Raw genomic sequence first — 26,952 nt, forward strand, 5'->3', positions numbered from 1 at the left:
ATCGGCTTTGTGCGTAGGCCTGCATGAGGGCCAACACGATGTTGGTCATTTCGGTAATGTCACAGGACGTGGCGTTTTTACCGAGGGCCAACACGATGTTGGTCATTTCGGTAATGTCACAGGACGTGGCGTTTTTACCGATGCAGGTCAGTTAGGCGTTATCGCATGGATGCGATGATTTTAGGCTAACATCCTATGTGAACTCATTTCCGATTCTGTGACATCCGCCGGAGGCTTTGGGCCAACAAGATGTTGGTCACTCAGTCGTTGCCACAGGACGTGGCGTTCTTAGACTGAGTTCCTCTATTTCAGCGGGTGTTTGGACATCTGTAGCTGACGTTTCACTTTCGCTACAAAAGACATCTGCTGAAAGAAGTTAAAAGTACTATATTTACCATGCCATGAAATTTAGTAAATGGAAATAAGAAATTTTTAAAAATAATACTTTCAGACTAATCAGAAATAATGGAGGGGAGCTGATTTCCGCTACAGGCTACTTGCTTTGCTGTGGGCGTAGCGTGAGATTTGAGACTCTTCTTACTGTGCAGTCAAGTACATATTTTGAGGGAGAGTCATTAGTGTTTAAGTTTTTTTTAAGAGGCGTGACGTATGATGAAGTAATAAGTAATTTGTGGGTTAAAGCGTATAAAAATTTAACAAAAAATCATCTCAATGGGAGAAATGATCTATTGTGGGTAAATTCAAGTTAAAGTTATCGTTTGTTATTGTTAGTATGACGGTAATTGTTGTACTTGCGACTTCTAGTATTAGTATTTGGAGTAGCTATCGAAATTTTAACGACATTCTTATGAAAAATAAGATTGCCATGCAGGAAAATTATGTGAAGGAAGTTTCGGTAATCACAGAAAGCTACGTACAAGAAAAACTGATGGAACCAAATCAAGATAAGTCGATCGAACCTTATATGATGCAAGTGGTTGACAAGTTACTTGATGAAAGGGTTGTTTCATTTAGCGCGTTCATAAAAAGTATAATCATTCCTTTACTATTATGGTTAGTTACAGTACTTGTATTAGCTGTATGGCTTGCTTTCAAAATTGCACGACCTTTAAAAAAGCTTTCTACTAGCGTGGAGAGAGAAGAAATACAGAAGCTTGAAGAAATGGATGACTGGTATGACGAAGCACATTCGTTAAAAAAAGTAGTACAAAACATGGTCATAAGTTTGGAAAGCAAAATATTTGATTTAACGAATCAACTGAATTTAGACTCTTTAACGGGAATTCCTAACCGTAGAAGGATGGATCAAATTTTAAATGAGCTAATCATCAATAAAGTGCCACATACAATAGTGTTAATAGATCTAGATGACTTTAAAAGTATAAATGATACTTATGGACATACTGTAGGGGATGAAGTTTTAAAAGCTTTCGCAATTCATATGCAGGAGAACATTGGGCAACAGGGAATGTGTTTTCGATATGGTGGGGAAGAGTTTATGGTTATATTGCCATCCTCGACAATAGATGTGGCTTTAGATTTAGCGGAGAATGTACGTATTAAGCAGGCCTTGTTAGATACGGAGTGTGGCAGGCCAGTTACAATGTCTGCCGGCATTACAGCATTTACAGCAAATATCAAGACTGCTAATCAGATCATTACAATTGCAGATCAAGCATTATATAAGGCGAAGCAGTCAGGAAGGAATTGTATCTGTGTCGTCGAAGAATTATCTGAAATGAATACAAGATAAGAGGCATCGAGAGTTATCTTCTCGATGCCTTTTATAGATTAAAATTATTCAACCGATATAGCATTAAATACCTCAGTTGTTTCTTGCTCGGGTAAAATACCGAGATCCGCTAACAAGGTACATTTAAAGGAATTGTAAACCTTTACTGCACTTGCTCGGTTATCCACTTCTATATAGTGTTTTATTAGCTGACGGATGGTTTTATCGGAATATGGATTATGCTCTATCGTTATAAGTAATATTTCTTCTCGTTTTTTTACATCATGTATTGCTGTATAATGCTCTACTAAATCATGAAGTAAAAGAGTAAATTTATTGTTCATAAAATTTGCCTTACTAGTAATCCAGGGATAATCTAATGAGGCCATAAATTCACCTTGGTAGTTTTGTAGTAGTGCCTCAGCCTTCTCTACATCAATCTTACCAGTCTCCGTTTTACCATTTAAAATTCGCTCTAAGTCATGGGCATCACATTGAAAATCCTCTAGTTGCAAAATATAGCAGACATTTGCATACTGTATGACTTCTGAATAGCCCAGTGCTGAAAGCGTAGTACGTAAATAGGAAACTGTTGTATGTAACTGAACTCTTGCCTTTTTAAATTCTGTATTTGCCCATAAAGCATCGATGATTGTATCACGGGGTACAGGGTTATTAAGATTGGAAAAAAGAAAGGCGAATAATTCCTTTGTTTTAAGCGTTCTCCAATGGACTGCTTTGTCATTGTGTAAAACAACGAATCCTCCAAAGCATTGTATCGTAAGTGCGGGTTTATTTCGTATTTGTATAGGAGTCGATTTATTTTCTAAGTGAAGGAGTTCTTGGATTCTATTAATAGTTGTCTCTAGACGAGCTTTTGAAATAGGCTTTAATAAATAGTCAATGGAGTGAATTTCAAATGCTTGGACAGCATAGTCCCGATACGCAGTGACAAATACGATAAAAATGTTTTTGTTCCATTCTTTTAATAGCCGTGCAATCTCTAAACCGTTCATGCCAGGCATTTCAACATCTAAAAATGCTACTTGAAAATCCAAGCTTGGCCCCTCTGCAAGCAAATCTTTTGCAGTTGTAAAAGATTTAATGACCTCTATTGAATAAAATTCTTTTAACTTTTTCTCCATGTTTATAAGAGCTAATGGCTCATCATCCATTATGATCACTCGAATCAAAAAGGGCACCAACTTTCCAATATTTATTAACCTGATATCAATTATGCCACGGCATAATTGCGTCCTGAATCGGCTTTGTGCTCTGCACAAAGAACTCCTTTCCGATTCTGTGACATCCGCCGGAGTGAAATAGGTTAAATTGAAATATCAAAGGCTGCCCCTTTATACGGATGTATGGCCACTTGCTGCTGTGGCAGATCTTTTAATAATTCGATAGCGGCTGCAGTATTTAAATTAAGCGCATTTTGCATAACACTCATTTGTACAGTTTGTTGTAGCTCCATAATCTGAGAAGACATTATTGTATTAATTTCCATTATACATTCCTCCTTTACCATATTATCGTATAAAAACACTGATTTTCCAACATATAAAAATTGCAAATAGAGTCCCAATGTTCTTTCTGCAAAATTACTCAATTTCCCAAAAATATTATTGATATTGTATATTTTTCCGTTTTTATAGAAATAATTCGTACTATCAGGTCCGTTGTCCTGAGTTATTAATTGCATTCTCTAACATTGCTTGCATAAAAGAGCCTAACTCTAGTGTGCTAGCAGCAGACTGCAAAATAATCAAATATGGAGGTTACAAAATATGAAAAAACAAGCTTTAGCTTTAGCTGTAACATTGACCTTGGGATTAAGTTTATTTGCCAGTCCATCATCTGCTAAGGAAAAACTCACTTTTAAGCCATACGACGTATTGTGGGGAATCTCGAAAATTTACAATTTATCTTTAGGAGATTATGAGCCAATGATCGACCCAGACGCGAAATGGTTTTATCCAGAGCAAGATTTAGATGTAGTCGAATCGAAAAATGATAATTCTATGAAAGACCAGCACTTTGTTGAGGGCGGGGATACATTATTTTCAATTGCACGCGTAAATGGTGTATCAGTGGAAGAATTAAAGGAATGGAATAACCTTTCATCTGATCTAATTTATGTAGGGGAATCATTAGCTATCAAAGCATCGGCGGCAAAACCTAAAACTTCCGAAAGCAAAACAAATAAGGTAGCAACGACATCAAGCAAAAAGAAAGTAACGACATCAAGCACAAACTCAGTGAGTGCACCACCAGCAAATACGGGCAAAACATTAACAATGCGGGCAACAGCCTATACAGCGTATTGTGAAGGATGTTCGGGGATTACAGCGAACGGAACAGATATAAGATCTAATCCAAACTTAAAGGTAATTGCTGTAGATCCACGTGTAATTCCTCTTGGTAGCAGGGTTTGGGTTGAAGGTTATGGTGAAGCAATCGCAGCAGATACTGGCGGAGCGATAAAAGGTAATAAAATTGATGTATTTATTCCTACCGAGGGACAAGCTCGTCAGTGGGGCGTCAAACATGTAACTGTAAAAATTTTAAATTAATGTAAGTTGAAGGATATCTCGTTTATTAGAGATATCCTTTTATTTTGTATCATTATTTTTAAGCGTCAAAGCCATTAAAAGCCAAGTATGAACAATTTACTCCTTAACCAATAATTAGCAAAATTCTACTGAAATTGCATAAGTGGAGGGATTGTTGGCAACCATCAGAAATAGAGGAGGTATTTTTATGAAAAAAATGAGTTTAATAATTATTTCTTTATTAGTATTTGTCGGTGGTTGTGGTTTCTTTGAAAAGAAGGAGCAAAAAGTGGCAGTTAACGCAAATTCAGGACCAACGGCAACCGCGAAAGTAATTGGTAAAAATAATGAAAGCTATGGCAATGCATATTTTGAGGAAGAGGATAATGGGGTTAAGGTAACACTTGCACTTTCGGGATTGCCTGCCGGAACTCATGGCATTCATGTTCATTCAGTTGGGAAGTGTGAACCACCGACGTTTGAATCAGCAGGTCCGCATTTTAATCCAACGCATAAAGAGCATGGGAAACTTAATCCTAAGGGATATCATTTAGGGGATCTTCCGAATTTAGAAGTTGGAGAAGATGGTAAAGTGGATCTGAATTTCTTAGCTGAAGGGTTAACTTTAGAAAAAGATGCTGCCAACTCATTGTTACGTGATGGAGGCACTACATTAATCATTCATGAATCTGAGGATGATTATAAAACAGATCCTTCCGGTAATTCTGGTGCTAGAATTGCTTGTGGCATTATTCAATAAGGAAAATGAATCGACTGTATCTGAAGTAAATCACTTTAGATACAGTATTTTTGTTTTAAGGGTAAAATCGACAACAAATGATTAATGTTCGAAATAAATCGTCATCATAACGTAGGGTTGATTTCCGTTCCGGCTGGGCGCTTTGTCGCTGACGCTTTGCTTTCGCGCAGATAAAACATTGTTGCTGCCGCTTCGCTTTCGCACAGAGCAGAGCTTCCTGGGGGCGTCCGATGAGCCGCTTGGGCCAACACGATGTTGGTCACGAAGGCGTTATCACAGGATGTGATGCTCTTAGCCTTCGTTCCCCTATCGCTGATCCCCGAGGAGTCGCCCAGCCTCCACTCCAATCAACTTATTCACATAATATTCCTTTTAACAAATGCTCTCCCCAATTTAAAAAAGAAGTAAATGGTTACTTCAATAATGAATATGCATTTTTTATACATGTAGCAATTAAAAATGTTTTCTTGGAAAAAGAATTTAATGGATTAATGTAGATAAATTCAGTGTGAAGAAGTTATTAGTTTAATCCGGAAATGTTAGGTATTTAAGGAGAAAGGTATAATTATAAAAGACTGAATTTACAATAAATAGATTGACATTATTATACTATGTTTGATAATTTTAAATAGATTATTATTTTTAACCAAGGGGGAAGGTTACTGTGAAGAAAAAACAATTCAGGTTATTAATGCTATTAAGTGCCTTTGCGCTATTGATTTTAGCTGCATGTGGTTCGGATAGTGGAACAGGTTCAAAGGACTCGAATAAGGGAGAATCGGCATCATCTGAAAAGCCTAAATTTCTGAACTTATTAACAGGTGGAACGCAAGGTACTTACTATGCATTGGGTGGAACGTTTGCGGATCTAATTACGAAAGAAACAGGCATCAAAACAACTGCTGAAGTTTCTCAAGCATCTGCTGCCAACATGACGGCTTTGCAAGATGCTAAAGGTGAAGTTGCCTTTGTACAATCAGATATTGCTTATTATGCCACTGAAGGAACAAAGATGTTTGATGGTAAAAAAATCGATGCAATTGCTGCTCTAGGTGCACTTTATCCAGAAACAATCCAATTAGTAACAACTGAAGCATCAGGCATTAAAACATACGCTGATTTAAAAGGGAAAAAGATTTCTGTAGGTGCTCCAGGTTCTGGAACTTACGCAAATGCTGAACAATTACTTGAGATTCATGGTTTAACAATGGATGATATCAAAGCACAAAACCTTGATTTTGGTGAGTCTGCTGACGGTCTTCAATCGGGGCAAATCGATGCAGCGTTTATTACTGCGGGTACGCCAACAGGTGCTGTTGAGGCATTAAATGCAACAACTAAAGTAAATATTATCGGTGTAGATCCTGGTAAAGCAGATGAGCTAATTGCTAAATATCCTTACTACGCAAAAGACACAGTAAAAGCTGGTACGTATGGTCTTGCAAAAGATACTGAAACAGTTTCAGTGCTTGCAATGCTAGCGGTGAAAAAAGATCTTTCAGATGATGTTGTTTATTCAATAACAAAAGCTATTTATGATAACAAAGATAAAATTTCTCACCCTAAAGGGGCGTATATCAACGCTAAGACAGGTTTACAGGGTATCAGCATTGACGTTCACCCAGGTGCCAAAAAATACTTTGATGAAAAGAAATAACGGAACATTCGGGTTTGGATTTTTCAAAACTATAGCTTATGGCGAGTAGAAAGTTATTTTCTTAAATAAAAGAGGCTCGGATTGCGTAAAGCTTCGAGTCTCTTTTCTTCCGTACATAGCTTTTTAAGTGGGGGAACAGATGTAGTGCGAAAGAGAACATTAATAATTGTTATAGTTTTTTTATGTATTTGCTTGAGTATAGTCATTTTTCTTCCTCTTCAAAAGGTATTCGCATTTACGGAAACACGTATAAATAATCCGGTTGTGCATTATATACCACTGACAACTGAGGATACATTTGAAATTAGATACACTCACTCCATCCATAAAACGGATGTACTCGAACATTATAAATGTGTAGATGGAACAAGTATTCAAATGTTAGGGATGGAGTATGAAAGTTTAGCAATCGGCATGCCAAGCTATGCAGAGAAAAATCAAACATTAACAGAACGAAATGGTAAATATTTTTTGCAGTTTGACAATGAAGTTATTAAAAATTTTACGATCTATATAGCCGATTTGGATTTAGATCTTGTATTAGATTACGAGGATTATGAATACGATTTTAAAAAAAACTTACAAAGGGGAAAATCCTATTTATTTGAGGTGAAGCGTTTATCGCTTTATGAACAATGGAAAGGAGCAAGGATGAAATGACGACACAACATAAATCAAACGACGACGTAAAAAAAGAAGAATTCGAACAAATATCAGCTGAAGAGCAACAAGCAATACTTGAGAAATATGATATTGAATCCAATGTCCGAACGGTATCAGGCATTATGAAGCATGTCATTTTCTTTGGACTACTAGCATTTTCGTTGTTTCAGCTTTACACAGCAATTAAAGGCCAATTCCCAGCGCAAATCCAGCGTACGATACATTTAGGTTTTGGTTTGACCCTAATATTCTTACTATTCCCTGCTCGAAAAAAAGCAGCAAAGAATAAAATTGCATGGTTCGATTATATTTTAGCGGTATTATCCATTGCAGTAGGTTCGTATTGGACGATGAATTATACAGAGCTTGTCAATAGTAATGGTACTATTACACAAACAGATTTTATTGTTGGTCTCATAGCTGTTGTATTGGTGCTTGAGGCAGCTCGTCGTGCAGTAGGTTTACCGATTACCATCATTGCAATATGTTTCTTAATTTATGCCTATTTCGGACCGTATTTCCCGGATTTTATGGCACACAGAGGGCAAGATGTAGAGAGTATTGTTAATCTCATGTATTATACGACAGATGGGATTTTTGGAACACCGATTAGTGTTTCTGCCACATTTATTTTTGTGTTTTTACTCTTCGGATCATTCCTTGTCAAAACAGGTGTTGGTCAATACTTTAATGATTTAGCAGTAGCTATAGCAGGTAAATTGATTGGTGGTCCTGCAAAAGTAGCGGTATTTTCTAGTGCGCTTCAAGGTACGATTTCAGGGAGCTCTGTAGCGAATGTTGTAACATCTGGGTCATATACGATTCCGATGATGAAAAAGCTTGGATACCGCAAAGAGTTCGCGGGTGCCGTTGAGGCAGCAGCATCTACAGGTGGGCAGTTAATGCCTCCAATTATGGGTGCGGCAGCGTTTTTAATGGTTGAGTTTATCGGTCGCGGAATTACGTATTGGGATATTGCGAAGGCGGCGGCTATACCTGCATTGCTTTATTTTACAGGTATTTGGATCATGACTCATTTCGAAGCGAAACGTGTAGGTTTAAAAGGCTTACGTGATGATCAAATGCCAAATCGTCTAGAGGTATTTAAGAAAATTTACCTTCTATTACCGATAATCTCTATCATCGTTTTAATGTTAACAGGTACAGCAGTAATGCATGCTGCCCTTTACGGTATTCTTATTTCTATTGGTGTTACTATGTTTAATAAAGAAACACGTTTAAAACCAAAGGATATTATTGATGCATTAGTTGAAGGTGCTCGTACAGCACTTGGTGTTGTAGCGGCAACAGCTTGTGCAGGTATTATCGTAGGTGTAGTTGTAAAAACAGGTTTAGGCTTAAGTTTAGCTAATAGCTTAGTAGCTTTAGCTGGTGGTAGTATTATTTTAACGCTGATCTTTGTTATGATTGCTTCCCTAATTCTTGGGATGGGGGCTCCGACAACAGCAAACTATGTAATTACGTCCACAATTGCTGCTCCTGCAATCGTGGCATTATTATCACCGAATACACCACAGGAATTAGTACCAGTAGTCGTTTTATTATCAGCTCACTTCTTTGTATTCTACTTTGGTATTATTGCTGATATAACGCCACCTGTTGCGCTTGCTGCTTTTGCGGCCTCAGGGATCTCTGGTGGGGATCCGATTAAAACAGGTGTAAACTCAGCAAAGCTTGCTATTGCAGCGTTTATTATTCCGTATATGATTGTATTTTCACCGGCGTTGCTAATGATCGATACAACTATACCTGAAATTATTTGGGTAGTAATCACGGCTATTACAGGAATGGTAGCTATAGGTGCGGGAGTAATTGGTTACTGGTATCGCAAAATGCTTTGGTTTGAACGCATTATTGCGATTGCAGCTGGTTTACTTCTTATCTATCCAGAAAAATTTTCGGATTGGGCTGGTTTAGCCATCTTTATTGTAATGTTTGTTATTCAATATGTAACACAGCAAAAAGGTAACGATGATGACAATCAAAATAGTAAAACGAGTGCTATAGCTTAAGTAATATCATTTTTGGATGTCCCACATAGCCATCCTTACTATCAACAAATTACACTACTCCAACAAGCGGGTATTATAGACGGTTCAAACGGGGCTTTCCGTCCGAATGCTTATATTACTCGTGCCCAAATGGCAAAAATGATGGTGCTTGCATTTGGCTTAACGCCAGAAGGCAATAGTACGTTCAAAGATGTCGATCCATCACACTGGGCGAGTGGATATATTGCCGCTTTAGCGGACCATAACATTGCACTAGGCGATGAAAACGGTAATTTTAGACCGAATGAAAACTTAACACGCGCACAATTTACGGCGTTCATGTACAGAGCACTTGGTTTATAAGTCTTACTATAAGGGAGATGTATCGTAATTTGATACATCTCTTTTTCTGATAAACCCGGAATTTCAATCTAAAAAGTAGATTGTTTTTATACTTTTTATGCATAATGAGCATCGTTTATTGCTTTTTTTACAAAGGGCATTGTATAATTCTTTTATCAGAAAATTCAATTAAATAAAAAGGGGGTGATTAAATGAAAAAGTTGTTGAACTCAAAATTTGAAACGTATTTAATGGATCAGGAAATTGAGCTTAATATGGAAGAGGAAAAAAATGAGGAGCAACTAACGATGGTACATTATGAAGAATATCCAGAAGGTTTTTTTACAAGTTTATAATAAATATTTGATGGACTGTGCTAAAGGTAGAAATAACTTTTAACACAGTCCTTCGTTTTTTTTACATATATTAATCATTTTTGGATCCTCACAATAGCGTGTGGTTGATTTTTGTTCCGACTGGGCGCTTTGTTGCTGCCGCTACGCTTTCGCACAGATAAAACATTTGTTGCTGCCGCTACGCTTTCGCGCAGAGCAGAGCTTCCTGGGGGCGTTGGAGCAACGGGATGTTGGTCACGAAGGCGTTATCACAGGACGTGATGGTTTTAGCCTTCGTTCCTCTGTTGCTGATCCCCAAGGAGTCGCCCAGTCGGAACGGAAATCAACTTATATATGATATACGTTTTATTTAATATTTGATTTCTTCGGCTGTATGGAGTCATATTAATATTTTTTTTCATATATATAGGTCTAAATCCATATGTACTTTTAAGAAATACTTTCATGTATAATGAGAAACAAAAATGCGTATAGAGGTGTAGTTATGTCAAATGCAGTAACAGTAGAAGAAGCAATTTATCAATGGTTTGAACATTTCCATAAATACCCAGAGGTAAGCTGGAAGGAATTTGAAACTACTAAAAAGATTGCGTCCATTTTAGATGAGTTAAACGTATCCTATCGTTTGTTAGGGGATGTTCCGGGGTTAATTGCTGAAATTGGTACAGGTGATGAAATTGTTGCTGTACGTGCAGATATAGATGCTTTATGGCAGGAAGTGGATGGGGAATGGCAAGCGAACCACTCATGTGGGCACGATGCAAATATAACGATGGTGCTTGGCGCTTTATTACTGCTGCAAGATCGACCATTGCAACATCGTGTTCGTTTTATTTTCCAGCCTGCTGAAGAACTTGGGAATGGAGCTTGTGCAGCCTTTGAACGTGGAGCTGTTGATGGTGTATCGCATTTATTTGGTGTTCATCTAAGACCAATTGAAGAGTTACCACTTGGCAAGGTATCGCCTGCTATCCATCACGGAGCGGCTTATTTTTTAGAAGGAACAATACGAGGCACTGATGCCCATGGTGCTAGACCTCATCAAGGGAAAAATGCAATCGATGTTATTATGGCCGTACAGCAAATGATCCATAGTATACATTTATCACCTTTCGAGCCTCATTCTGCAAAGTTAACGAAGATTGTTGCAGACGGTGGTAGTACGAATATTATTCCAGGCACTGCGAGCTTCTCAATGGATATTCGGGCGCAACGTAATAATCAATTAGAATTACTTCGTAGTCGTATTGAGTTTGGCTTAACATCAATCCAACAGCAGTTTGAGATTGATATGGACTGGAAATGGATAGATTTCACACCTGGTGCTGAGGTTTCTTCAATTGCTGCACGTATGGCTAAAGACGCAATTATTGAAACACTTGGGGAAGAGCATTTAGCTGGGGAAATTACAACACCTGGAAGTGATGACTTCCATTTTTACACAGTTAAAAAACCTAAATTAAAAGCAACAATGGTTGGTATTGGAGCCAACTTAACACCAGGATTACATCATCCAAAAATGACTTTTGAACGAAGAGCATTAATGGATGCCGCAAAAGTACTTGCTTGTGTGTTAGAAAAAAAACCTGAATACGAATAATGATAGCGAGAGGGAGTTATATCAAAAGTACAAAATTCTTTTGATATAATTCCTTTTTCTTTTCTTTTTTGTCGAAAAGTATGAATATTTCGCATTGTCCTTAATAGCTATTTGAAAACGTTTTTATACGCTAAAATAGTCGAAATTGCTCGAGAAGCATAATTTTTTTGCGTTGACTTTTAATTTTTTGAATATTATGCTAAAAAACATAAAAAAATATTTGCGTCTTTGACAACCGAGAATGGCAACTGGTGCAAAAAAAGGGGATGGATTATATGAAAAAGGATATTAATGCGGGTTGGGCACTTCTGACTTTTGTACTAATGATTATAGCTATGCTAATTACAGTAGTTGTGTTAAAGCAAAGTCCTCACGTACCACTTATTGTTGGAACAACTGTAGCAGCAATTGTGGCTAAAATGCATGGATTTAAGTGGATAGAAATTGAGGAAATGATGTATAAGGGGATACGTCTAGCTTTACCAGCGATTGTTATTATTATTTTAGTAGGTTTGACAATTGGCGCATGGATTGGCGGCGGTGTTGTCGCAACAATGATTTATTTTGGTTTAAAATTAATTTCTCCAGCTTGGTTTTTAGTAACAATAATGCTGTTATGTGCAATCGTTTCACTGGCGATTGGTAGCTCATGGTCGACGATGGCAACAATCGGTGTTGCTGGTATGGGGATTGGTTTAAGTATGGGGATTCCTGCAGCAATGATTGCTGGAGCAGTTATTTCAGGTTCATACTTTGGTGATAAGATGTCGCCATTATCGGATACTACTAATCTTGCAGCAGGTTTAACAGGCACAGACTTATTTGATCATATTAAGCATATGCTTTATACGACAATTCCAGCTTTAGTCATTGCGATCGTTGTATTTGGAATTATGGGTAGAAGCTTTGCAGATATCTCCATGAAATCAGAAAGCATTTTAACGACATTAAAAGTAATGCAGGAAAGTTTTGTTATTTCTCCTTGGTTATTACTTGTACCAGTTGGTGTAATTGTATTGGTAGCGAAAAAAGTACCTGCAATTCCAGCTTTAATTATCGGAATAATCTCAGGATTCTTACTACAAATCTTCGTACAAGGTGGCACACCTACAATGGCTGTACATGCTTTACAAGAAGGATTTGTGATTTCAACTGGCAATGAAATGGTGGACAATCTATTTAACCGTGGTGGCTTAGATTCGATGATGAATACGGTTTCAATGACAATTGTGGCTATGACATTCGGTGGGGTGTTAGAATATTCCGGCATGTTAAAAGCACTTATGAATGTCATTATGAAATTTGCTAAATCAACAGGAAGCTTAGTTGCTTCAACGATTGCTGCATGTATTACAACAAATGCTACATGTTCTGAGCAGTATATTTCAATTGTTGTTCCATCACGTATGTTTGCGAATGTGTATAGAGAGCGTGGCTTGCATTCGAAAAACTTATCTCGTGCGTTAGAGGATGGGGGAACACTAACTTCTGTATTCTTCCCATGGAATACTTGTGGAGTCTTTATTTTAGCAACATTAGGTGTAGGAGCTATGGACTATGCGCCATATGCCATTATTAACTTCCTGGTACCTATTATTTCAATTTTTTATGCCTATATCGGATTTGCGATTGTTAAGCTGACACCTGAAGAAATGGAAGAAGCTGAGAAGCGCAAAAAAGAGCAAGAAATAAATGATGCTGACATGGTCATGGCTGACTAAATCTCTTCTGATAGTTAACAAAAAGTCTCGCGGATGCAAAGGCATCTGCGAGAGATTTTTCTATGTTAATAGATAGCAAAGTTCAATTCATATATTGTACGTGGGCGGCCTTGCTGGTGAGTCATTTCTTCACCAACTACTTTAGCATAACCGTTATCCACTAATTTTTTAATAATGCGCTCTGTTGTACGGCGTGTAACCTGTAAGTATTCTGCAAGATTATGGGATGTAAATTGTGCTGATTGTCGCTCTCGGCTAAAATGAATGATCTTGGAAATATTTAATGGACTTAAGCTTGTTTGCTTGGCCATTTGTAAAACGTAGGGATCATCTGTTTTTAAAGCTAGTCTTACTTCCGATTTTGGAAATGGACCTAGCAAGTTTTTATGTTCATCAAGTATATAAATTTCACAAGGTTTAGCAAATGTTAATGCATTCTTAGCATTTTGGTTAGCCTCAAATATTGAATGACCATAACCGAATGCTAGCTTAAATGGCTGATCGATTTGTTGTAATAAGTTCTGTAAGTTCTCTTTCTCGAGTGCCTTTTGCAAATGCCCAGCTGTCGTATATAGTTCAAAAGAGTATGGTGAAATTTCTTTATAAGTTGAATGTGTAGCTACTGAGATTTGCGTTAATATGTTATAGTCTATAGGTTTATTTTCAGGAGCTTCTAATAGTCCAACAACGGCTTTTACAGACTCGGATTTTGTAAGAAGTGATTGGGATCTCGTTTCCTCTAAGCATTGAATAATGGAGTTAGTTGCATCTAACATACGCATTGCAGGTATTTGAAGAGCTTGTAATTCATCAAACACACTATGAATACTTGTTATGACAAAGTCAATGCTGTTAGCTTCCCATAAAGCTATATGATGCTGCAATATAGCTTGAGTAGGTTTAGTGATAGAAATAGGTTGAATATATGGTTTTGGACCACAATACTCTATTTCTGTTAAAACATTTTCTACAATAGCGGGATTCATAACATCAATGGAAATTCTATTTAAAGGTACTGCATGACTGGCTATAAGCGATAACAAAGTTGTGGAAATTGTCGTCTCATCTTGTTTTATATAATTCCAAGGTATTGGCAGTTCTGACAGTGCAGATTGGGCATGTAAGTAGGGTAGTGTTCCTCCGAATAAGAGTGCATCACATGGCTTCATTTCCTTTAACAAAACGGGTGCCTCTGTAGGTTGATTATAAAGATAAAAATCTATTTGAATATTCTCTATGTTTTGTGCGATACTGTTTATACGCTTCATAAATGCTTTCGAGCAGATAACCGCTATTTTAGTAGACATAGGCACTTTCCTTTTCTATTTTTTTTAACAATTAGCGACGTATTAGCGACAACTATATTATACAGGAGACTGATAAAAATGAAAATCCAACAAGTAGAGATTTTTGCAATTCATTTACCACTTATTGATCCATTTATCATCAGTTATGCTACATATGATACAATGCCTTCTATTATTTTGAAGGTTACGACAGACACGGGTATTGTAGGCTACGGTGAAGCAGTACCAGATGAGCACGTAACAGGGGAGACGTGGGAGAGCACGTACGCGCTATTAAAAAGCCAACTTGCTCCTGCAATCATTGGAGAAAATCCAATGGCCTTTGAAAAGCTTCACGATAAAATGAACAAAGTAGTGAAGGATGTCCCAGCAGCGAAAGCAGCGATTGACATTGCTTGTTTCGATATTGCAGGTAAAGCGTTACAGGTTCCAGTGTACCAACTACTAGGTGGACGTTATCATGAGAAATTCCCGATTACGCATGTACTGAGCATTGGAACTCCTGAGGCAATGGCAGAAGAGGCGGCTGACCGTGTAGAGATGGGCTATCGATCATTTAAAATGAAGGTAGGGACAGAGGTAGTTCGTGATGTTGCTCGTATCAAAGCGGTGCGTGAACGTGTTGGTGAAGACATCGCAATTCGTGTAGATGTAAACCAAGGATGGGGCAATGCGTCAACTACATTACAAGGTTTACGTGCATTAAAGGATCTAAATATCGATTGGTTAGAGCAGCCAGTAGATAGTGAAGATATTGATGGAATGGTAGAAGTGAAGTCAAAGTCTGATGTATCATTAATGATTGATGAAGGGCTTCGCGGTGTACGTGAAATGCGTGAAATTATTGCAAAGCGTGCTGCAGATAAAGTCAATATTAAATTAATGAAATGCGGTGGAATTTATCCTGCTATGAAACTAGCAGTAATGGCTGAAATGGCAGGCATTGAATGTCAAATCGGTTCAATGGTAGAATCATCCGTTGGTTCAGCAGCTGGCTTCCATGTAGCATTCTCTAAAAAAATAATGACAAGTGTAGAATTAACAGGTCCATTAAAATTCTCTAAGGATGTCGGAAACTTACACTATGATGTGCCATTTATCTGTTTAAATGAAAAACCAGGATTAGGTGTAGACGTAGATGAAGAAATCCTTAAAGAATTATGTAAGTTCTCAACAATTGTAACGGCCTAAGGAGGCGGCGAAATGGAAAAAATTCATGAAGGTGTACTTGGGGAAACGCCGTTTTTTGTTACAACACTAAACCTTCAGCATTTGCAAGAAATTGAAAAATTACAGTTTGAGGTTTATGAATCATTAGCAGACCAAAGTATATTACAGCCATTAAGCACGGAGGAATTTGACTATATTTTAAGAGGCAATGGCATGATGATAGGTGCTTACGTAGGGGATGAGTTAATGGCCTTTCGTGCACTATTGAACCCACCTATTGATGACGAGCACCTTGGCTATGATTGTGGGATTGCCGAGGACGAATTTCATAAAGTTTTATATCAAGAAATATCGAATGTCTCACCAACATATCGTGGCTATGGCTTACAAAAAACATTAGCCCAAGTTGTCATGGGTCATATCGATTTAGAAAAATATGATTATGTATGCTCAACAGTAAAGCCATATAATATCCCTAGCTTAAAGGATAAATTTTCTCAAGGATTAGTCGTAAAGGGATTAAAGATTAAGTATGTAGATAAGCTACGATATGTTTTCTATAAAGACTTGCGACAAGAGCTATCCACCTTTACAGAAAAGAAGGCGATTTCGATGGATGATACAGCTGGTCAGCAACAGCTTTTGAAACAGGGTTATATGGGTACTTCTATGTATGAGGATCAAAATGATTGGTTCGTCGTTTATGAAAAATAAATAATAGCAAAAAGCCTTACCTTTTACTTATTGTGAGGGTAAGGCTTAGTTAGTCGACAAAAGAATATAGATTAAGGGGTATCAATAATCAAAGGTTGATTTTCACTCCGAGTTGGCGCTTTCCGCGGGCTTGGCTTCAATCTCCTCGTCACTACGTTCCTGCGGGGCTTTCAGCGCAAGCTAATCCCGTAGGAGTCGCCACTCTCCGTGAAAAGTCAACAGCTCCTCATCACTAGTGTGAGTCGACAAGCTGATTCAAATTTATAACCATGATAAAAAGAACAAAGCCATGTAATATAACAATAAAGGTATTTAATTTTAAAAGCTCAAACAAGCACAACCCCGTTCTAAATTTAGGACGGGGTTAAAAATATAGTTGTTTAATTTCAATGTAAGGTATTTAACTACACTAACAAATAGCGCTCGATTATTTAATAAGGATATACGGTTACAATTAAATAGTTTTTTTCAGTTATTAAATTTAGACTTGATTATCTCTCCATCAGTTGTTTGGATTACTAACGGCTCAACAATTTTATCTAGACCTATCTTTATAAAGGGGAGTCCCGTTTCTTTTCCTTTATCGACGACCTTAACTGTGACTTCAGTGTTCCCAAGGGTCTTTACATCTTTTACTTCCAGATGCTTTCCTTCATATTTCTCGCCTAATTGAATATAAATTTGTTTCATTCCTTCAGAAATCGTAGATACCTCATAGTAGGAGGGAGTATCTTTATCAGCCTCTATAACGCCTTCTTCATTGACCCAATAACCTTCATCTAAGGTGATCGCCCAACCAATAATAGCAAAAATAAGGACTGGGACTATAAACAAGATTGATTTATCCACTTTGTTAAATTCAGATTTTTTTAGGCCATTCGTAAAAGGAAGTAACAACGTCCCAACCATGGCAGCTATCAAAATACCTACTCCAATAATGCCAAAACCCATCCCTTCAAAGCCCCCCACTTTGAACAATCCGTATAGGACGGTAAGCACAGCAATTAAAAATGTCACAATCGGAGCCAAGTAGAACTTTCCTGTTTTTTTCAAAGCTATAAAAGTAAAAAGGAAAATACAGGTCCCTATAATGAAACCAACTAAACTTATCATCCCCAATTGATTCACCTCCAAAATAATAAGGTATTAATTGAAAATCGACATAAATGTGTCTAAAAAAAATATAATCCCCAAATCAAAAAGAATTGAGAGTATAATCCATCTTTTGGTAAAAAAAGTCATCGTGAATACTGATAAAAAAATAGCTGCTGGGAAATAGAACATGAAAGTGGCACTTTTGATATATTCAATGGCCGCATCAGCAGACAGTTCCCAGTTGTAAAAGTAAAAAGAAGAATAAATGATATAAAATAAAATGAAGGCTCTAATGGAAATAAACAACCATTTAAGGCCATGATTAAACTGAACTAATTTCTTTAATGGCTTTATTTCTACTTCCTCACTATGTTCTAACATCGGGTAATTTCCTTCAGCTAATTCATTAAATAATTGCCTACACTCATTACAGTCTTGAATATGTTCCAAAACCACTTCTTTTGTTTCTTGTTCTAACTCATCAAATACAGAGATTAACTCCCGCGAAAGAATATGAATCTTTTGGGAATCCTCCATCTTTTTCACCTCTTTTTAGCCATCTGCTTTCTCATCCTAAATATCTTGGACTTTAATGTAGGGATAGGTATATCCAAAAGTGTACTAATTTCTTGATAATCATAACCATAATGAAACTTAGCTAAAAAAATGGCTTTATCACTCGTCGATAAATAACCTAAGGTAGTTGTAATTTGGGAATTTATGATTGCTTTTGACTCGGGTGTTTGATTATCAATTAATAAGCTTTCAATTACACTTTCATCATGAAACAGCGCTGGTTTTCTTTTTTTGTAATGATCGAGGAGTGTATTTTTGGCTACCTTTACTAACCAACTTTTCATATAAGTAACTTCTTGGATTTTTGATGGATCTGTTAAGATTTTTGCAAATAACTCTTGAATGATGTCATCGGCTACGTCATAACTTTTAGTTAATCCAATTAAAAAATTCCGTAAATATGTGTAATGCTCCTCGTAAATCTCTTCAATCACCTCAAATGGATTTTGATTAATCATTTTTATCCTCCGTAAGATATCGCGCACTAAAGAGACGACTCAAATTGGAAAAAGTTTTAACTTTTTTTAGTAATAGTAAAAAAATAAAAAGAATCCAGTTTGAATAAAAATTTAATCAAAATGGATTCTTTTTCATATGAGAGGTAAGGCTTTTTTATTTTATCGGGCAAAATCCACAAGCCATTAAACCAGGTATGTCTTTAGAAAAACAACATGATTTTCGTACTGGGACGTTCACTAAATAAGAGGGGCTTTGGCCTCCTGTATATTGTGCCCACCAAGATTTGTTGGAGAAACGAGCCCATGTTTTAGGGTCCTCTAAAGCTTCAATATCCTCCATTGCCTGATCGGCTAGACCGGGATTAGAAAGCAATATATGATAGTGCCAAAGAAGATATCCAAAGAAATTCTCCCAAATTGTGAGAGGGGAAATAGATGTTACTTTACGAAGCTGTTGAACGATAACGTGCCCATCATAGAGGATCTTCTCAATAACTGCTTGACGTCCATCCTCATCGACATAACGCCAATCATTTGGGTTAACAAACATTGCGACTGTAAAACTGTCAAATTCTTTTGCTGCATCAAAGCGAAGCTCGATTGGTTTACCGTCCCACACCTCGTCATAGGCGGCAAGCATGTAAAGTTGCATAGCGAAAAACATACCGTAGCGGCGTGCAAAGTGAGAAATAGCGGCTGTTTCCGTTGCTGCGTCTGTAATTCCCATCATAAGGTTTAAAAAATCAGGATGGTAAAAGTCCTTATGTATATCCGCTAATGTAAATAATGTTCGCTTTGGTTCTGTCGTATAAATGCTATAGGAATTCAATTGTCGAACTTGATCCATCGTTAATGCTGGCATTGTGATCACCTTTTCTTTCAGTCTTCTGTTACTTCAATTATAAATTAATCATTTTTGCTTCACAAATGGAATGCAATATAGTAAAATACATTAAACATATCCGAAAGGTAGGTTTTATGATGTCACAGCCTCATGCAATCCCAAGGCCGCTCGTTCGACTCAATCAATGGACGATTCTTTTAAGTGTCATGATAACGTGGGTAACAGGCGTCTTTTGGATTTTAGCAATTCCTTTAGTAGCAAATTTACTTGGTGTTTTATGTAATTACAACCCCATTATTCGGGTAGGGAAGCTGTTTCTAAAAAATGCGCCATCTACATATATACCAGAGGATGCACAACAGCAAAAATTCAATTCCAGAATTGCTAGCTTTTGTTTAGCAGGTGGAATTTTAGGTTACTTGCTTAAATGGCAGGTGGTTGGCTATGTCTTTACGGGAATGGTTGCTGTAGCTTCATCGCTAGCAATTGCAGGATTTTGTATAGGTTGTTTCCTACTTTTTCAGCTAAAGCAATGGCAATATCGTCGCTCGCTGAAGAAGGCATAAAAAACTTAAAATAATTTTCAGATTAATGTTGACTTTATAACTGATAATGATTATCATTATCATATAAAGATTATTCCTCCTCTGCAATACAGTGTAGAGAGGATGAACTTTAGCTACTTTTCTCCAGAAGTTTGCTAGTTCATGATAACGCTCCTAAAACCCCCCTCATTTTTTGGGAACGTAAAATCTCTAGACGACTCACTCCATTGTGACTGAGTCGTCTTTTTTTGATTAAAACTGCAATTGTTCCGATAAAAGCTAAAATTGTTCCGATAAATCTTCAAAGAGTTCCGATAAAAATGAAATCCTCGCAAAGTCATGAATATTATACCAAAAATTACAATTTAATATATAATATACCTTAATGAGAAGGAGTGATTATTTCATGTTTTCTATTAGAAACTTCGAAGGTAGTGAAAAAGAGTTTGAGTTCTTTCTAGATATGTTATATGAGTCTATTCATATTCCTGAGAATAAACCATCAAAAGAATTTTTACTAAACTTGCCCGACATAAGAAAATATCACGAAGGTTGGGGGAGAAAGGGAGATAAAGTATTGATTGCCTTTAACACAGAAAATCACACTGTTGGTGCAGTCTGGTACAGATTGTTTGACGACAATAATAAAAGCTATGGTTATATTGATGGCAACACGCCTGAAATAGGAATGGCTGTTTCAAAAGAAGTAAGAGGAAGAGGGGTAGGAACTTTACTGATGCGTAAAATAATTCAACAAGCAAAGGATGAAGGATACAATACCATTTCACTTAGTGTAGACCTCGAAAATGACACGGCCATTAATATGTATCAAAAATTAGGCTTTAAAGATTATGAAGTAGTAGGGACATCTAAAACAATGATTTACAAATTTTAGTGTTCACTAGAATAAAAAATGTACACGACTAAAAGGTAATTTAGTAACGTACATTTTTCTATTTCTTGTCTTTCATATTACGGAGTAGAACTACTGCTAGGAACAGCACTTTTTTTCCCTAGTATCATCGTATAGTAGCTATGTAACAGCATGCCAACAATAATGACACCTAGGCCCGCAAGAGCAATTGGATTTGGGAATGCAATGCCGAGTAATAATACTTCACCAATAATGACAAAGAGTATTTCAGTCGATTGTGTTGCTTCAACTGCTGCAAGCTTGCCTTGATGATCGTGAACACGGTCAGTTGCGATGAAAAATAAAGTTGTGGCGATGACACCAGAGCTTATACCTACAAGCAATGATTGCATCACTTGGTTGATAGAAGGTAGCCCGACCGTTGCTAATGCATAAATAGCTAGAATAATCCATGCAGGCATTGAGGCGATGGTCATTCCTAAAACTCGTTGATATGTATCGATGCGTCCGCCACAGATTGCCATCATTTTGCGGTTACCAAGAGGGTAGGCAAATGCAGCGATGACAACAGGTAAAATGCCAAGCATTAAACTTTTAAGTGGAACAGATTGTGCCTGTGGTATTTGAATAAGTAAAATGCCGACTAAAATGACACATGAAATGAGTAATGAAATAAGCGGTATTTTTTGACGTACAGTTTTCCCGGCTACTACTGAAACAAATAGGGGGGCTAGTAATACGCCAGCGACAATTGTCAATTGCCATGTTCCGGAAACGAGCCAACCTGGACCGAATGCTGCTGCATATGTCAGTGGTGCATAGAACAATACGAATCCGATAAAGCTCCAAAGTAGCCAAGCGATAGGCTGTGCTTTCATTTCACCTGATAGTTGGGAAAAACCTTTTCGATAGAAGACGATCGCAAGTAAAAACGGTAGCATGAAGAAATAGCGCAAGGATGCACTCCATAGCCAACTACCACCTTGCATTTCCATTGCATGATTTAATATAAATGTAACAGCAAAAAAAAGTGAGGCTAAAATGCCTAATGCAATTTCTTTCATTAAAGTCACCTCAAAACCTTTCGTGTAATTTGAAAATTCAGTCATTGTTTTTGAAAAAAATTACGAAGAAGGGGCAAACCCTTCTTCGTAACTAACTATTTTCCTTGCTGTTCAAATAGCTCAACAATCTCAATAATCACTTGTGTAGCTTTCTCCATCGTTTCTGCAGATACGTATTCGAATTTACCGTGCATATTTTCTCCACCTGCAAAAATGTTTGGTGTCGGTAAGCCCATGTAAGAAAGCTGTGAACCATCAGTACCGCCACGGATTGGTAATGTAATTGGAGTAATATCTAACTTTTCCATTGCTGTGCGTGCAATGTCGACGATTTCTTTAACAGGCTCAATTTTTTCGCCCATATTATAGTATTGATCTTCCATAGTAATGCTTAAAGCATCCTCACCATATTGGGCTTTAATTTTTGCCGCAGCATCAAGAATTAATTGTTTTTTTGCCTCGAATTTTTGACGGTCATGGTCACGGACGATATAAGAAAGCTCAGTATGCTCGATCGCACCGTTAAAGCTCATTAAGTGAATAAAGCCCTCATAGCCTTCCGTTTTTTCTGGTACTTCATTGGTAGGCATTTCATTTTGGAAGGCGATCGCCATTGTGATGGCATTGACCATTTTATTTTTCGCAGAACCAGGGTGTACACTCGTACCTTTTGTCACAACCTTTACGCCTGCAGCATTAAAGCTTTCGTATTGTAGCTCGCCAAGTGGTCCGCCGTCCATCGTATAAGCATAGTCGGCTCCAAAGGCAGCCACATCGAATTTATGAGGACCGCGGCCAATTTCTTCGTCGGGTGTAAACGCTACACGCAATTTACCATGTTTAATAGAAGGAGTGTTTACTAGGTATTCCATAGCCGTCATAATTTCTGCGATACCAGCTTTATCGTCAGCGCCTAATAATGTAGTGCCATCCGTTGTAATTAACGTTTGACCTACATAATTTTTAAGCTCAGGAAAATCTGTTGGCGACATCGCTAGATTTTCATTGAGCTGGATAACTCCGCCATCATAGTTGTCAATGCGCTGTGGATTAACATTTGTGCCAGTAAAGTCTGTTGTAGTGTCCACATGTGCTAAAAAGCCAATAGTAGGCACTTTTTTATCTGTATTTGCTTCGAGTGTCGCAAATAAATAACCATTTTCATCTAATGTAATGTCAGTTAAGCCTATTGCTGCAAGTTCATCTTTTAGTACATGCAATAAGTCAAATTGCTTTTGTGTTGAAGGAGTTGTTTCGCTTGTGAAATCAGATTGTGTATCAATTTTTGCATAACGAATTAAACGCTCGATTACTTGTTCTTTCATAAGTATGGCCTCCTAATGTGATGTCTAAATTATTGTAACACTTTACTTCGGATTTCGGAATATTGAAGGATGCTTAAGGCAATTAGTATTTGGGCACTGTAATATGTCAACATAATAACCTCATGAGAAAATGGTAAGGGCATAACAAATTTATTAATAGATAAATAGGAATCTGATGAAATAAATAGCAGAGCTCCAATCGTTGCAAATGTAGAACCTGTTCGAATCGCAGTCCAACCCATCGTTAATATGACTGAAATATAGGCAATTACTGCGATACCAAGCACGACTTCCCCTGATGAAAACACTGTACCTGCAATCCACACAGCCATACTTGCCCCGTAAACGAGTAATACAATCTTCGCCCAAGTCGGTACTTGTCGTTCATTAGTAGAAAAAAAGGCGAGGATATAAAAAATATGACCGATTAAGAAGCTTGTTAACCCGATTAGAAACCACTGTAGTGTATAATCACCGACCATACAAAACACAAGTCCGATGACGATCAGCAGTTGATACTTTTTAATGCCTAAATTTCTTTGTGTAGCGGCTAAGATAATGATTAAAAGCATTGGAATGACTTTAAAGACAAGTATCAAGCTTTCTGCAATATGGGAAAGGAAAAAAATATAATATAGACCAAACAAAATAATAAATGCTATTAAAATTTTTTTAGACAAATTTCTCATCTCCTTTTCTTTGAAATTCTTTATCTATGTTAGAATTTCCTTTATTCTTTTGTGAAGGAAATGCCCAAGAGGGTACTCACTCATCTTATGTATGAAACTTTTTTAGTATGTAGCCGTAAATAAGTGGACAGTAAGGTTAGAGAGGGTGAGCAAAATGACTAAGCTATTAATAGCTTCGGCAGTCATTGGATTAATCGCGAGTGTTATATTAACACCGATTATAACAAAAAAACGAGAAGATGGCGGATCTAAAAAGGTAATTGGATATTTCTTTATCGGTGTATTTGTACTAGGATTTTTAGCTACTGGTATAACAGTATATGTGACAAAGATGGATGTAAACTGGCTTGCTTTTTGGCCAGCTATTATTCTATTAACATTAGGCGGTGCACTTCTTGCAAGTGGTATTGAAAGAAAAATAAAGGGTGTTTTATTTTTAGCTAGTTTAGGTGTCGCAGTGTATGTATTGTCAGCCCCTTTATGGAATGCTAATGAAAAATTCAAATCAGCTGAAATGAAGGAAGAGGTTGAAATAAAACCATTCGATGAAACACAAACGCCAGCTAGTGTTCCTCCTAAATTTGCGCGTAATAAGATGAAAAAAGCATTCGGACAAGTACCGAATACGAGTTACTATGAGTTAGGGCGCTTACAAATTCAAAAAGTGAAGGGTGAATATGTTTATATAGCGCCAGTAGAGTTTTCAGGTTTCTTTAAATGGATGAACGGCGGGACGACTCCTGGTTACTTTATAATGAGTGCAACGGATTCGGCGGATAATCCTAAATTTGTTAAGCAGGAAATGAAGTATGTTCCTTCTGCTTATTTAAATTCAAATTTAGAGCGTCATATACGTTTACAACATCCATTCCTTGTTTTTTGTGGAGATGTACAACTTGAAATAGATGATGAGGGTAAACCATACTACATCCGTTCATATGGTGAATTTATTTCAGCACGTAATGGCTTCGATGTAAAAGGGATCGTGCTTGTAGATGCGCTAACAGGAAAATCAGAAGTTATTAAGTTGGAAGATGTCCCAGAGTTTATTGATGGAGCGGTTTCTCCAGAGACAGTAAGCTTACAAAATAGTTATTTCGGTAATTATGTACACGGATTTTGGAACAGTAAGTTTGGTAAGAAAGATGTAAAACTTCCTTCAGATGAGGGAACAGAGGAAAATGTTAGCCCGATTTTTGACGAGAAGGGCGATATGTATTATTTCACAGACTTTACGAGCCCTAAAGAGGGTGTCGATTCAATGCTTGGCTATTCCTTAACAAATGCCCGAACAGGTCAAGCAACCTATTATACTGGAAATCAAGACGCTTCTTATATGGATTCACAAGGTAACTTGCAAATTATCGAGAAGAAATTTATAGAGAAAAAATGGTCTGGAGAAATGCCGGTATTGTATAACTTCTACGGTGAAGCTAGCTGGCTAACAGCGGTGCTTGATTCAAATGGTTTCTTACAAAATTATTTCATCGTATCGGCAGCAAATCCTGAAATTTCGGTTTATGCGACAACTCCTAAAGAGGCATTAAAATTATATAAAACAGCCTTAAGTCGCGGTGGAACTACAGTCGAAGGAAGCTCACATGCAGAAGAGAAAAATGTAAGTGGAAAGGTGCTTCGCGTATACAAGGAACGTCTCGGTGACTATACAGTTGTATCATTTTTACTAAATGACGGGAAAAACTATTTGGTCAGCTCTGAAACAGAACCGCTTGCGATTTATTTACAAGAAGGTGATGATGTCATTCTCACTTATGGTGATACAGGAGAGCAATTCCTACCAGTTCGATCAATAATTATTAAAGGATTAAAATAAAAGAAAAAGACGATCTAGTTGCAATGTGCTACTAAGATCGTCTTTTTTATGTTGGTTGAGATTCCATATAGTGAAGCATCTTTTCCTGGTGATTAGTATAAAGTGATTTTGCATGATCGTTTAACGTAAATATTTCAAGAATGCACCCTTGAAGTAAATGATGTTCATATTCAAAAGCATAACAGTCTTCGTTTTCTAATATATGCGCTAATAAAAGTGCATGTAACACAACGACTTCTAGATTTTGTGTATTTGTAATGAATTTTAAGTTGAGGATGGTAGTGTGGGAAACGAATTGATTCACATAATCAATAGCATTCTTATAAACAGCTAGGTCGATCTGTAGTTCAAGTCGTTTTCTTAATAATGTACAATCATTATTTAAGTCTTGAATTTTTAAAAATAAACCTCTTACACTTCGCTTATGTAGTTGTTCTAAGGTACGAGCAAGATCTTTATTGACATAGGACATTTATGTATAACTCCTTTCCACATAGTGGTCATCTATTAGTATTAATGGAATTATTTAAAAAGGAAAGAGTCTTTTTGTTTAATTTATAAACTTCTCCCACAAAAAAAGTCTCTCACTTCTAAACGTGAAAAACAATGTACTTTCTCATTTAATCACCTATTGAACAAGGTTTGATCAAAATGATAACTTAATTATTAAATAGGAAGATTTTCAATGGAATGAAAAAGTATAAATTTTTATTAGAAAAAGTGTTGACCTTTTTAAATTAAGAGTGTAGTATTATACAAGTCGTTAAGACAACCGCTGAAAAACAACTTAATCAAATAAATTAGTTGTTGACATCGAGCTTACGACATGATATTATATAAGAGTTGCTGTTGAAGAAATGGCGACAAAATGAACCTTGAAAACTGAACAAGCAAAACGTAATCAATAAAGTTTTTAGTAACTAACCTTGAGTTGGTGAACGAAACAAAATTTTTGGACATCAAACATGATGCCAGCAAAACAATTTGAGCTAATCAAATTTCTTTTTATGGAGAGTTTGATCCTGGCTCAGGACGAACGCTGGCGGCGTGCCTAATACATGCAAGTCGAGCGAACAGAGAAGGAGCTTGCTCCTTTGA

Annotated in this window: 29 protein-coding genes and 1 rRNA gene; 19 read left to right on the forward strand and 11 right to left on the reverse strand. The window is 37.0% G+C overall.

Annotated elements, in window-relative coordinates; genetic code table 11:
* Window positions 1-7 precede the first annotated feature (7 nt).
* The 3 genes from ACIQLB_RS17645 (at window position 8) to ACIQLB_RS17655 (ending at window position 1,714) form a co-directional block, all read left to right on the forward strand.
* Window positions 8-178 (forward strand): hypothetical protein, encoded by a 171-nt coding sequence (locus ACIQLB_RS17645; RefSeq protein WP_400728521.1) that lies wholly within the window; start codon window positions 8-10, stop codon window positions 176-178.
* A 58-nt stretch (window positions 179-236) separates the two neighbouring features.
* Complete coding sequence (locus ACIQLB_RS17650) at window positions 237-380, forward strand: hypothetical protein (RefSeq protein WP_400728524.1); 144 nt, start codon at window positions 237-239, stop codon at window positions 378-380.
* A gap of 311 nt (window positions 381-691) precedes the next feature.
* The gene (locus ACIQLB_RS17655; RefSeq protein WP_400728526.1) at window positions 692-1,714 is read left to right on the forward strand and encodes a GGDEF domain-containing protein; all 1,023 of its coding nucleotides are present in this window, start codon (window positions 692-694) and stop codon (window positions 1,712-1,714) included.
* A gap of 44 nt (window positions 1,715-1,758) precedes the next feature.
* On the opposite strand, the gene ACIQLB_RS17660 is transcribed toward ACIQLB_RS17655, so the two are convergent.
* Window positions 1,759-2,877: a response regulator gene (locus ACIQLB_RS17660; protein ID WP_400728600.1), complete on the reverse strand. Its 1,119-nt coding sequence runs from the start codon at window positions 2,875-2,877 to the stop codon at window positions 1,759-1,761.
* A gap of 143 nt (window positions 2,878-3,020) precedes the next feature.
* A complete protein-coding gene (locus ACIQLB_RS17665) occupies window positions 3,021-3,203 on the reverse strand; it encodes a putative motility protein (protein WP_400728529.1) in 183 nt (60 codons plus the stop codon).
* A 280-nt stretch (window positions 3,204-3,483) separates the two neighbouring features.
* Here ACIQLB_RS17665 and ACIQLB_RS17670 point away from each other — a divergent pair, with 280 nt between their 5' ends.
* The 10 genes from ACIQLB_RS17670 to nhaC all read left to right on the forward strand — a co-directional run bounded on the left by ACIQLB_RS17670 (window position 3,484) and on the right by nhaC (window position 13,359).
* Window positions 3,484-4,269 carry a 3D domain-containing protein gene (locus ACIQLB_RS17670; protein WP_400728532.1) on the forward strand — a complete coding sequence of 262 codons (786 nt, stop codon included), beginning with the start codon at window positions 3,484-3,486 and terminating at the stop codon, window positions 4,267-4,269.
* A 187-nt stretch (window positions 4,270-4,456) separates the two neighbouring features.
* A complete protein-coding gene (locus tag ACIQLB_RS17675) occupies window positions 4,457-5,008 on the forward strand; it encodes a superoxide dismutase family protein (RefSeq protein WP_400728535.1) in 552 nt (183 codons plus the stop codon).
* A gap of 230 nt (window positions 5,009-5,238) precedes the next feature.
* Window positions 5,239-5,505, forward strand: coding sequence for a hypothetical protein (locus ACIQLB_RS17680; RefSeq protein WP_400728538.1), 267 nt, complete (start codon window positions 5,239-5,241; stop codon window positions 5,503-5,505).
* A gap of 167 nt (window positions 5,506-5,672) precedes the next feature.
* Window positions 5,673-6,665 carry a TAXI family TRAP transporter solute-binding subunit gene (locus tag ACIQLB_RS17685; protein WP_400728541.1) on the forward strand — a complete coding sequence of 331 codons (993 nt, stop codon included), beginning with the start codon at window positions 5,673-5,675 and terminating at the stop codon, window positions 6,663-6,665.
* A 144-nt stretch (window positions 6,666-6,809) separates the two neighbouring features.
* Window positions 6,810-7,325, forward strand: a complete 516-nt coding sequence (locus tag ACIQLB_RS17690) for a DUF1850 domain-containing protein (protein WP_400728544.1) — start codon at window positions 6,810-6,812, stop codon at window positions 7,323-7,325.
* Complete coding sequence (locus ACIQLB_RS17695; protein ID WP_400728546.1) at window positions 7,322-9,361, forward strand: TRAP transporter permease; 2,040 nt, start codon at window positions 7,322-7,324, stop codon at window positions 9,359-9,361. The genes ACIQLB_RS17690 and ACIQLB_RS17695 overlap by 4 nt, the downstream gene beginning before the upstream one ends.
* 12 nt (window positions 9,362-9,373) lie before the next feature.
* A complete protein-coding gene (locus ACIQLB_RS17700; protein ID WP_400728549.1) occupies window positions 9,374-9,703 on the forward strand; it encodes an S-layer homology domain-containing protein in 330 nt (109 codons plus the stop codon).
* Window positions 9,704-9,894: 191 nt separating this feature from the next.
* Entirely contained in the window at window positions 9,895-10,038 is a 144-nt protein-coding gene (locus ACIQLB_RS17705) for a hypothetical protein (RefSeq protein ID WP_387086180.1), read from the forward strand.
* A gap of 484 nt (window positions 10,039-10,522) precedes the next feature.
* Complete coding sequence (locus tag ACIQLB_RS17710) at window positions 10,523-11,638, forward strand: amidohydrolase (protein WP_400728553.1); 1,116 nt, start codon at window positions 10,523-10,525, stop codon at window positions 11,636-11,638.
* Between the two features lie 275 nt (window positions 11,639-11,913).
* A complete protein-coding gene (nhaC, locus tag ACIQLB_RS17715; protein WP_400728556.1) occupies window positions 11,914-13,359 on the forward strand; it encodes a Na+/H+ antiporter NhaC in 1,446 nt (481 codons plus the stop codon).
* 65 nt (window positions 13,360-13,424) lie between these two features.
* On the opposite strand, the gene ACIQLB_RS17720 is transcribed toward nhaC, so the two are convergent.
* On the reverse strand, window positions 13,425-14,666 hold the full coding sequence (locus tag ACIQLB_RS17720; protein WP_400728559.1) for a hypothetical protein: 1,242 nt from the start codon (window positions 14,664-14,666) through the stop codon (window positions 13,425-13,427).
* 78 nt (window positions 14,667-14,744) lie between these two features.
* Here ACIQLB_RS17720 and ACIQLB_RS17725 point away from each other — a divergent pair, with 78 nt between their 5' ends.
* Window positions 14,745-15,857, forward strand: coding sequence for a mandelate racemase/muconate lactonizing enzyme family protein (locus ACIQLB_RS17725; RefSeq protein WP_400728562.1), 1,113 nt, complete (start codon window positions 14,745-14,747; stop codon window positions 15,855-15,857).
* A gap of 12 nt (window positions 15,858-15,869) precedes the next feature.
* Window positions 15,870-16,550, forward strand: a complete 681-nt coding sequence (locus ACIQLB_RS17730; RefSeq protein ID WP_400728565.1) for a GNAT family N-acetyltransferase — start codon at window positions 15,870-15,872, stop codon at window positions 16,548-16,550.
* A gap of 468 nt (window positions 16,551-17,018) precedes the next feature.
* Here ACIQLB_RS17730 and ACIQLB_RS17735 read toward each other — a convergent pair whose 3' ends face one another.
* The 4 genes from ACIQLB_RS17735 to ACIQLB_RS17750 all read right to left on the reverse strand — a co-directional run bounded on the left by ACIQLB_RS17735 (window position 17,019) and on the right by ACIQLB_RS17750 (window position 19,541).
* Window positions 17,019-17,663 (reverse strand): YesK family protein, encoded by a 645-nt coding sequence (locus tag ACIQLB_RS17735; RefSeq protein ID WP_400728603.1) that lies wholly within the window; start codon window positions 17,661-17,663, stop codon window positions 17,019-17,021.
* Window positions 17,664-17,696: 33 nt separating this feature from the next.
* Window positions 17,697-18,182, reverse strand: a complete 486-nt coding sequence (locus tag ACIQLB_RS17740) for a hypothetical protein (RefSeq protein WP_400728568.1) — start codon at window positions 18,180-18,182, stop codon at window positions 17,697-17,699.
* Window positions 18,183-18,187: 5 nt separating this feature from the next.
* Window positions 18,188-18,679: an RNA polymerase sigma factor gene (locus tag ACIQLB_RS17745; protein WP_400728571.1), complete on the reverse strand. Its 492-nt coding sequence runs from the start codon at window positions 18,677-18,679 to the stop codon at window positions 18,188-18,190.
* Window positions 18,680-18,833: 154 nt separating this feature from the next.
* Window positions 18,834-19,541: a Fe-S oxidoreductase gene (locus ACIQLB_RS17750; protein ID WP_400728573.1), complete on the reverse strand. Its 708-nt coding sequence runs from the start codon at window positions 19,539-19,541 to the stop codon at window positions 18,834-18,836.
* Between the two features lie 119 nt (window positions 19,542-19,660).
* Between ACIQLB_RS17750 and ACIQLB_RS17755 the strand changes: the two genes are divergently transcribed.
* On the forward strand, window positions 19,661-20,089 hold the full coding sequence (locus ACIQLB_RS17755) for a DUF4395 domain-containing protein (protein WP_400728605.1): 429 nt from the start codon (window positions 19,661-19,663) through the stop codon (window positions 20,087-20,089).
* Between the two features lie 385 nt (window positions 20,090-20,474).
* Entirely contained in the window at window positions 20,475-20,963 is a 489-nt protein-coding gene (locus ACIQLB_RS17760) for a GNAT family N-acetyltransferase (RefSeq protein ID WP_400728576.1), read from the forward strand.
* Between the two features lie 77 nt (window positions 20,964-21,040).
* On the opposite strand, the gene ACIQLB_RS17765 is transcribed toward ACIQLB_RS17760, so the two are convergent.
* From ACIQLB_RS17765 to ACIQLB_RS17775, 3 genes are all read right to left on the reverse strand, one after another.
* The gene (locus tag ACIQLB_RS17765; protein WP_400728579.1) at window positions 21,041-22,006 is read right to left on the reverse strand and encodes a DMT family transporter; all 966 of its coding nucleotides are present in this window, start codon (window positions 22,004-22,006) and stop codon (window positions 21,041-21,043) included.
* Window positions 22,007-22,101: 95 nt separating this feature from the next.
* Complete coding sequence (pepT, locus tag ACIQLB_RS17770) at window positions 22,102-23,331, reverse strand: peptidase T (RefSeq protein ID WP_400728581.1); 1,230 nt, start codon at window positions 23,329-23,331, stop codon at window positions 22,102-22,104.
* A 29-nt stretch (window positions 23,332-23,360) separates the two neighbouring features.
* Complete coding sequence (locus ACIQLB_RS17775) at window positions 23,361-24,011, reverse strand: lysoplasmalogenase (protein ID WP_400728584.1); 651 nt, start codon at window positions 24,009-24,011, stop codon at window positions 23,361-23,363.
* A gap of 163 nt (window positions 24,012-24,174) precedes the next feature.
* Between ACIQLB_RS17775 and ACIQLB_RS17780 the strand changes: the two genes are divergently transcribed.
* Complete coding sequence (locus tag ACIQLB_RS17780) at window positions 24,175-25,854, forward strand: hypothetical protein (protein ID WP_400728587.1); 1,680 nt, start codon at window positions 24,175-24,177, stop codon at window positions 25,852-25,854.
* Window positions 25,855-25,900: 46 nt separating this feature from the next.
* Here the strand turns inward: ACIQLB_RS17780 and ACIQLB_RS17785 are convergent, their stop codons facing one another.
* Window positions 25,901-26,326, reverse strand: coding sequence for a hypothetical protein (locus tag ACIQLB_RS17785; RefSeq protein ID WP_400728590.1), 426 nt, complete (start codon window positions 26,324-26,326; stop codon window positions 25,901-25,903).
* A 532-nt stretch (window positions 26,327-26,858) separates the two neighbouring features.
* Between ACIQLB_RS17785 and ACIQLB_RS17790 the strand changes: the two genes are divergently transcribed.
* A 16S ribosomal RNA gene (locus ACIQLB_RS17790) occupies window positions 26,859-26,952 on the forward strand; the annotation flags it as partial.

Source organism: Lysinibacillus sp. NPDC092081 (assembly GCF_044755845.1).
Classification (GTDB): Bacteria; Bacillota; Bacilli; order Bacillales_A; family Planococcaceae; genus Lysinibacillus.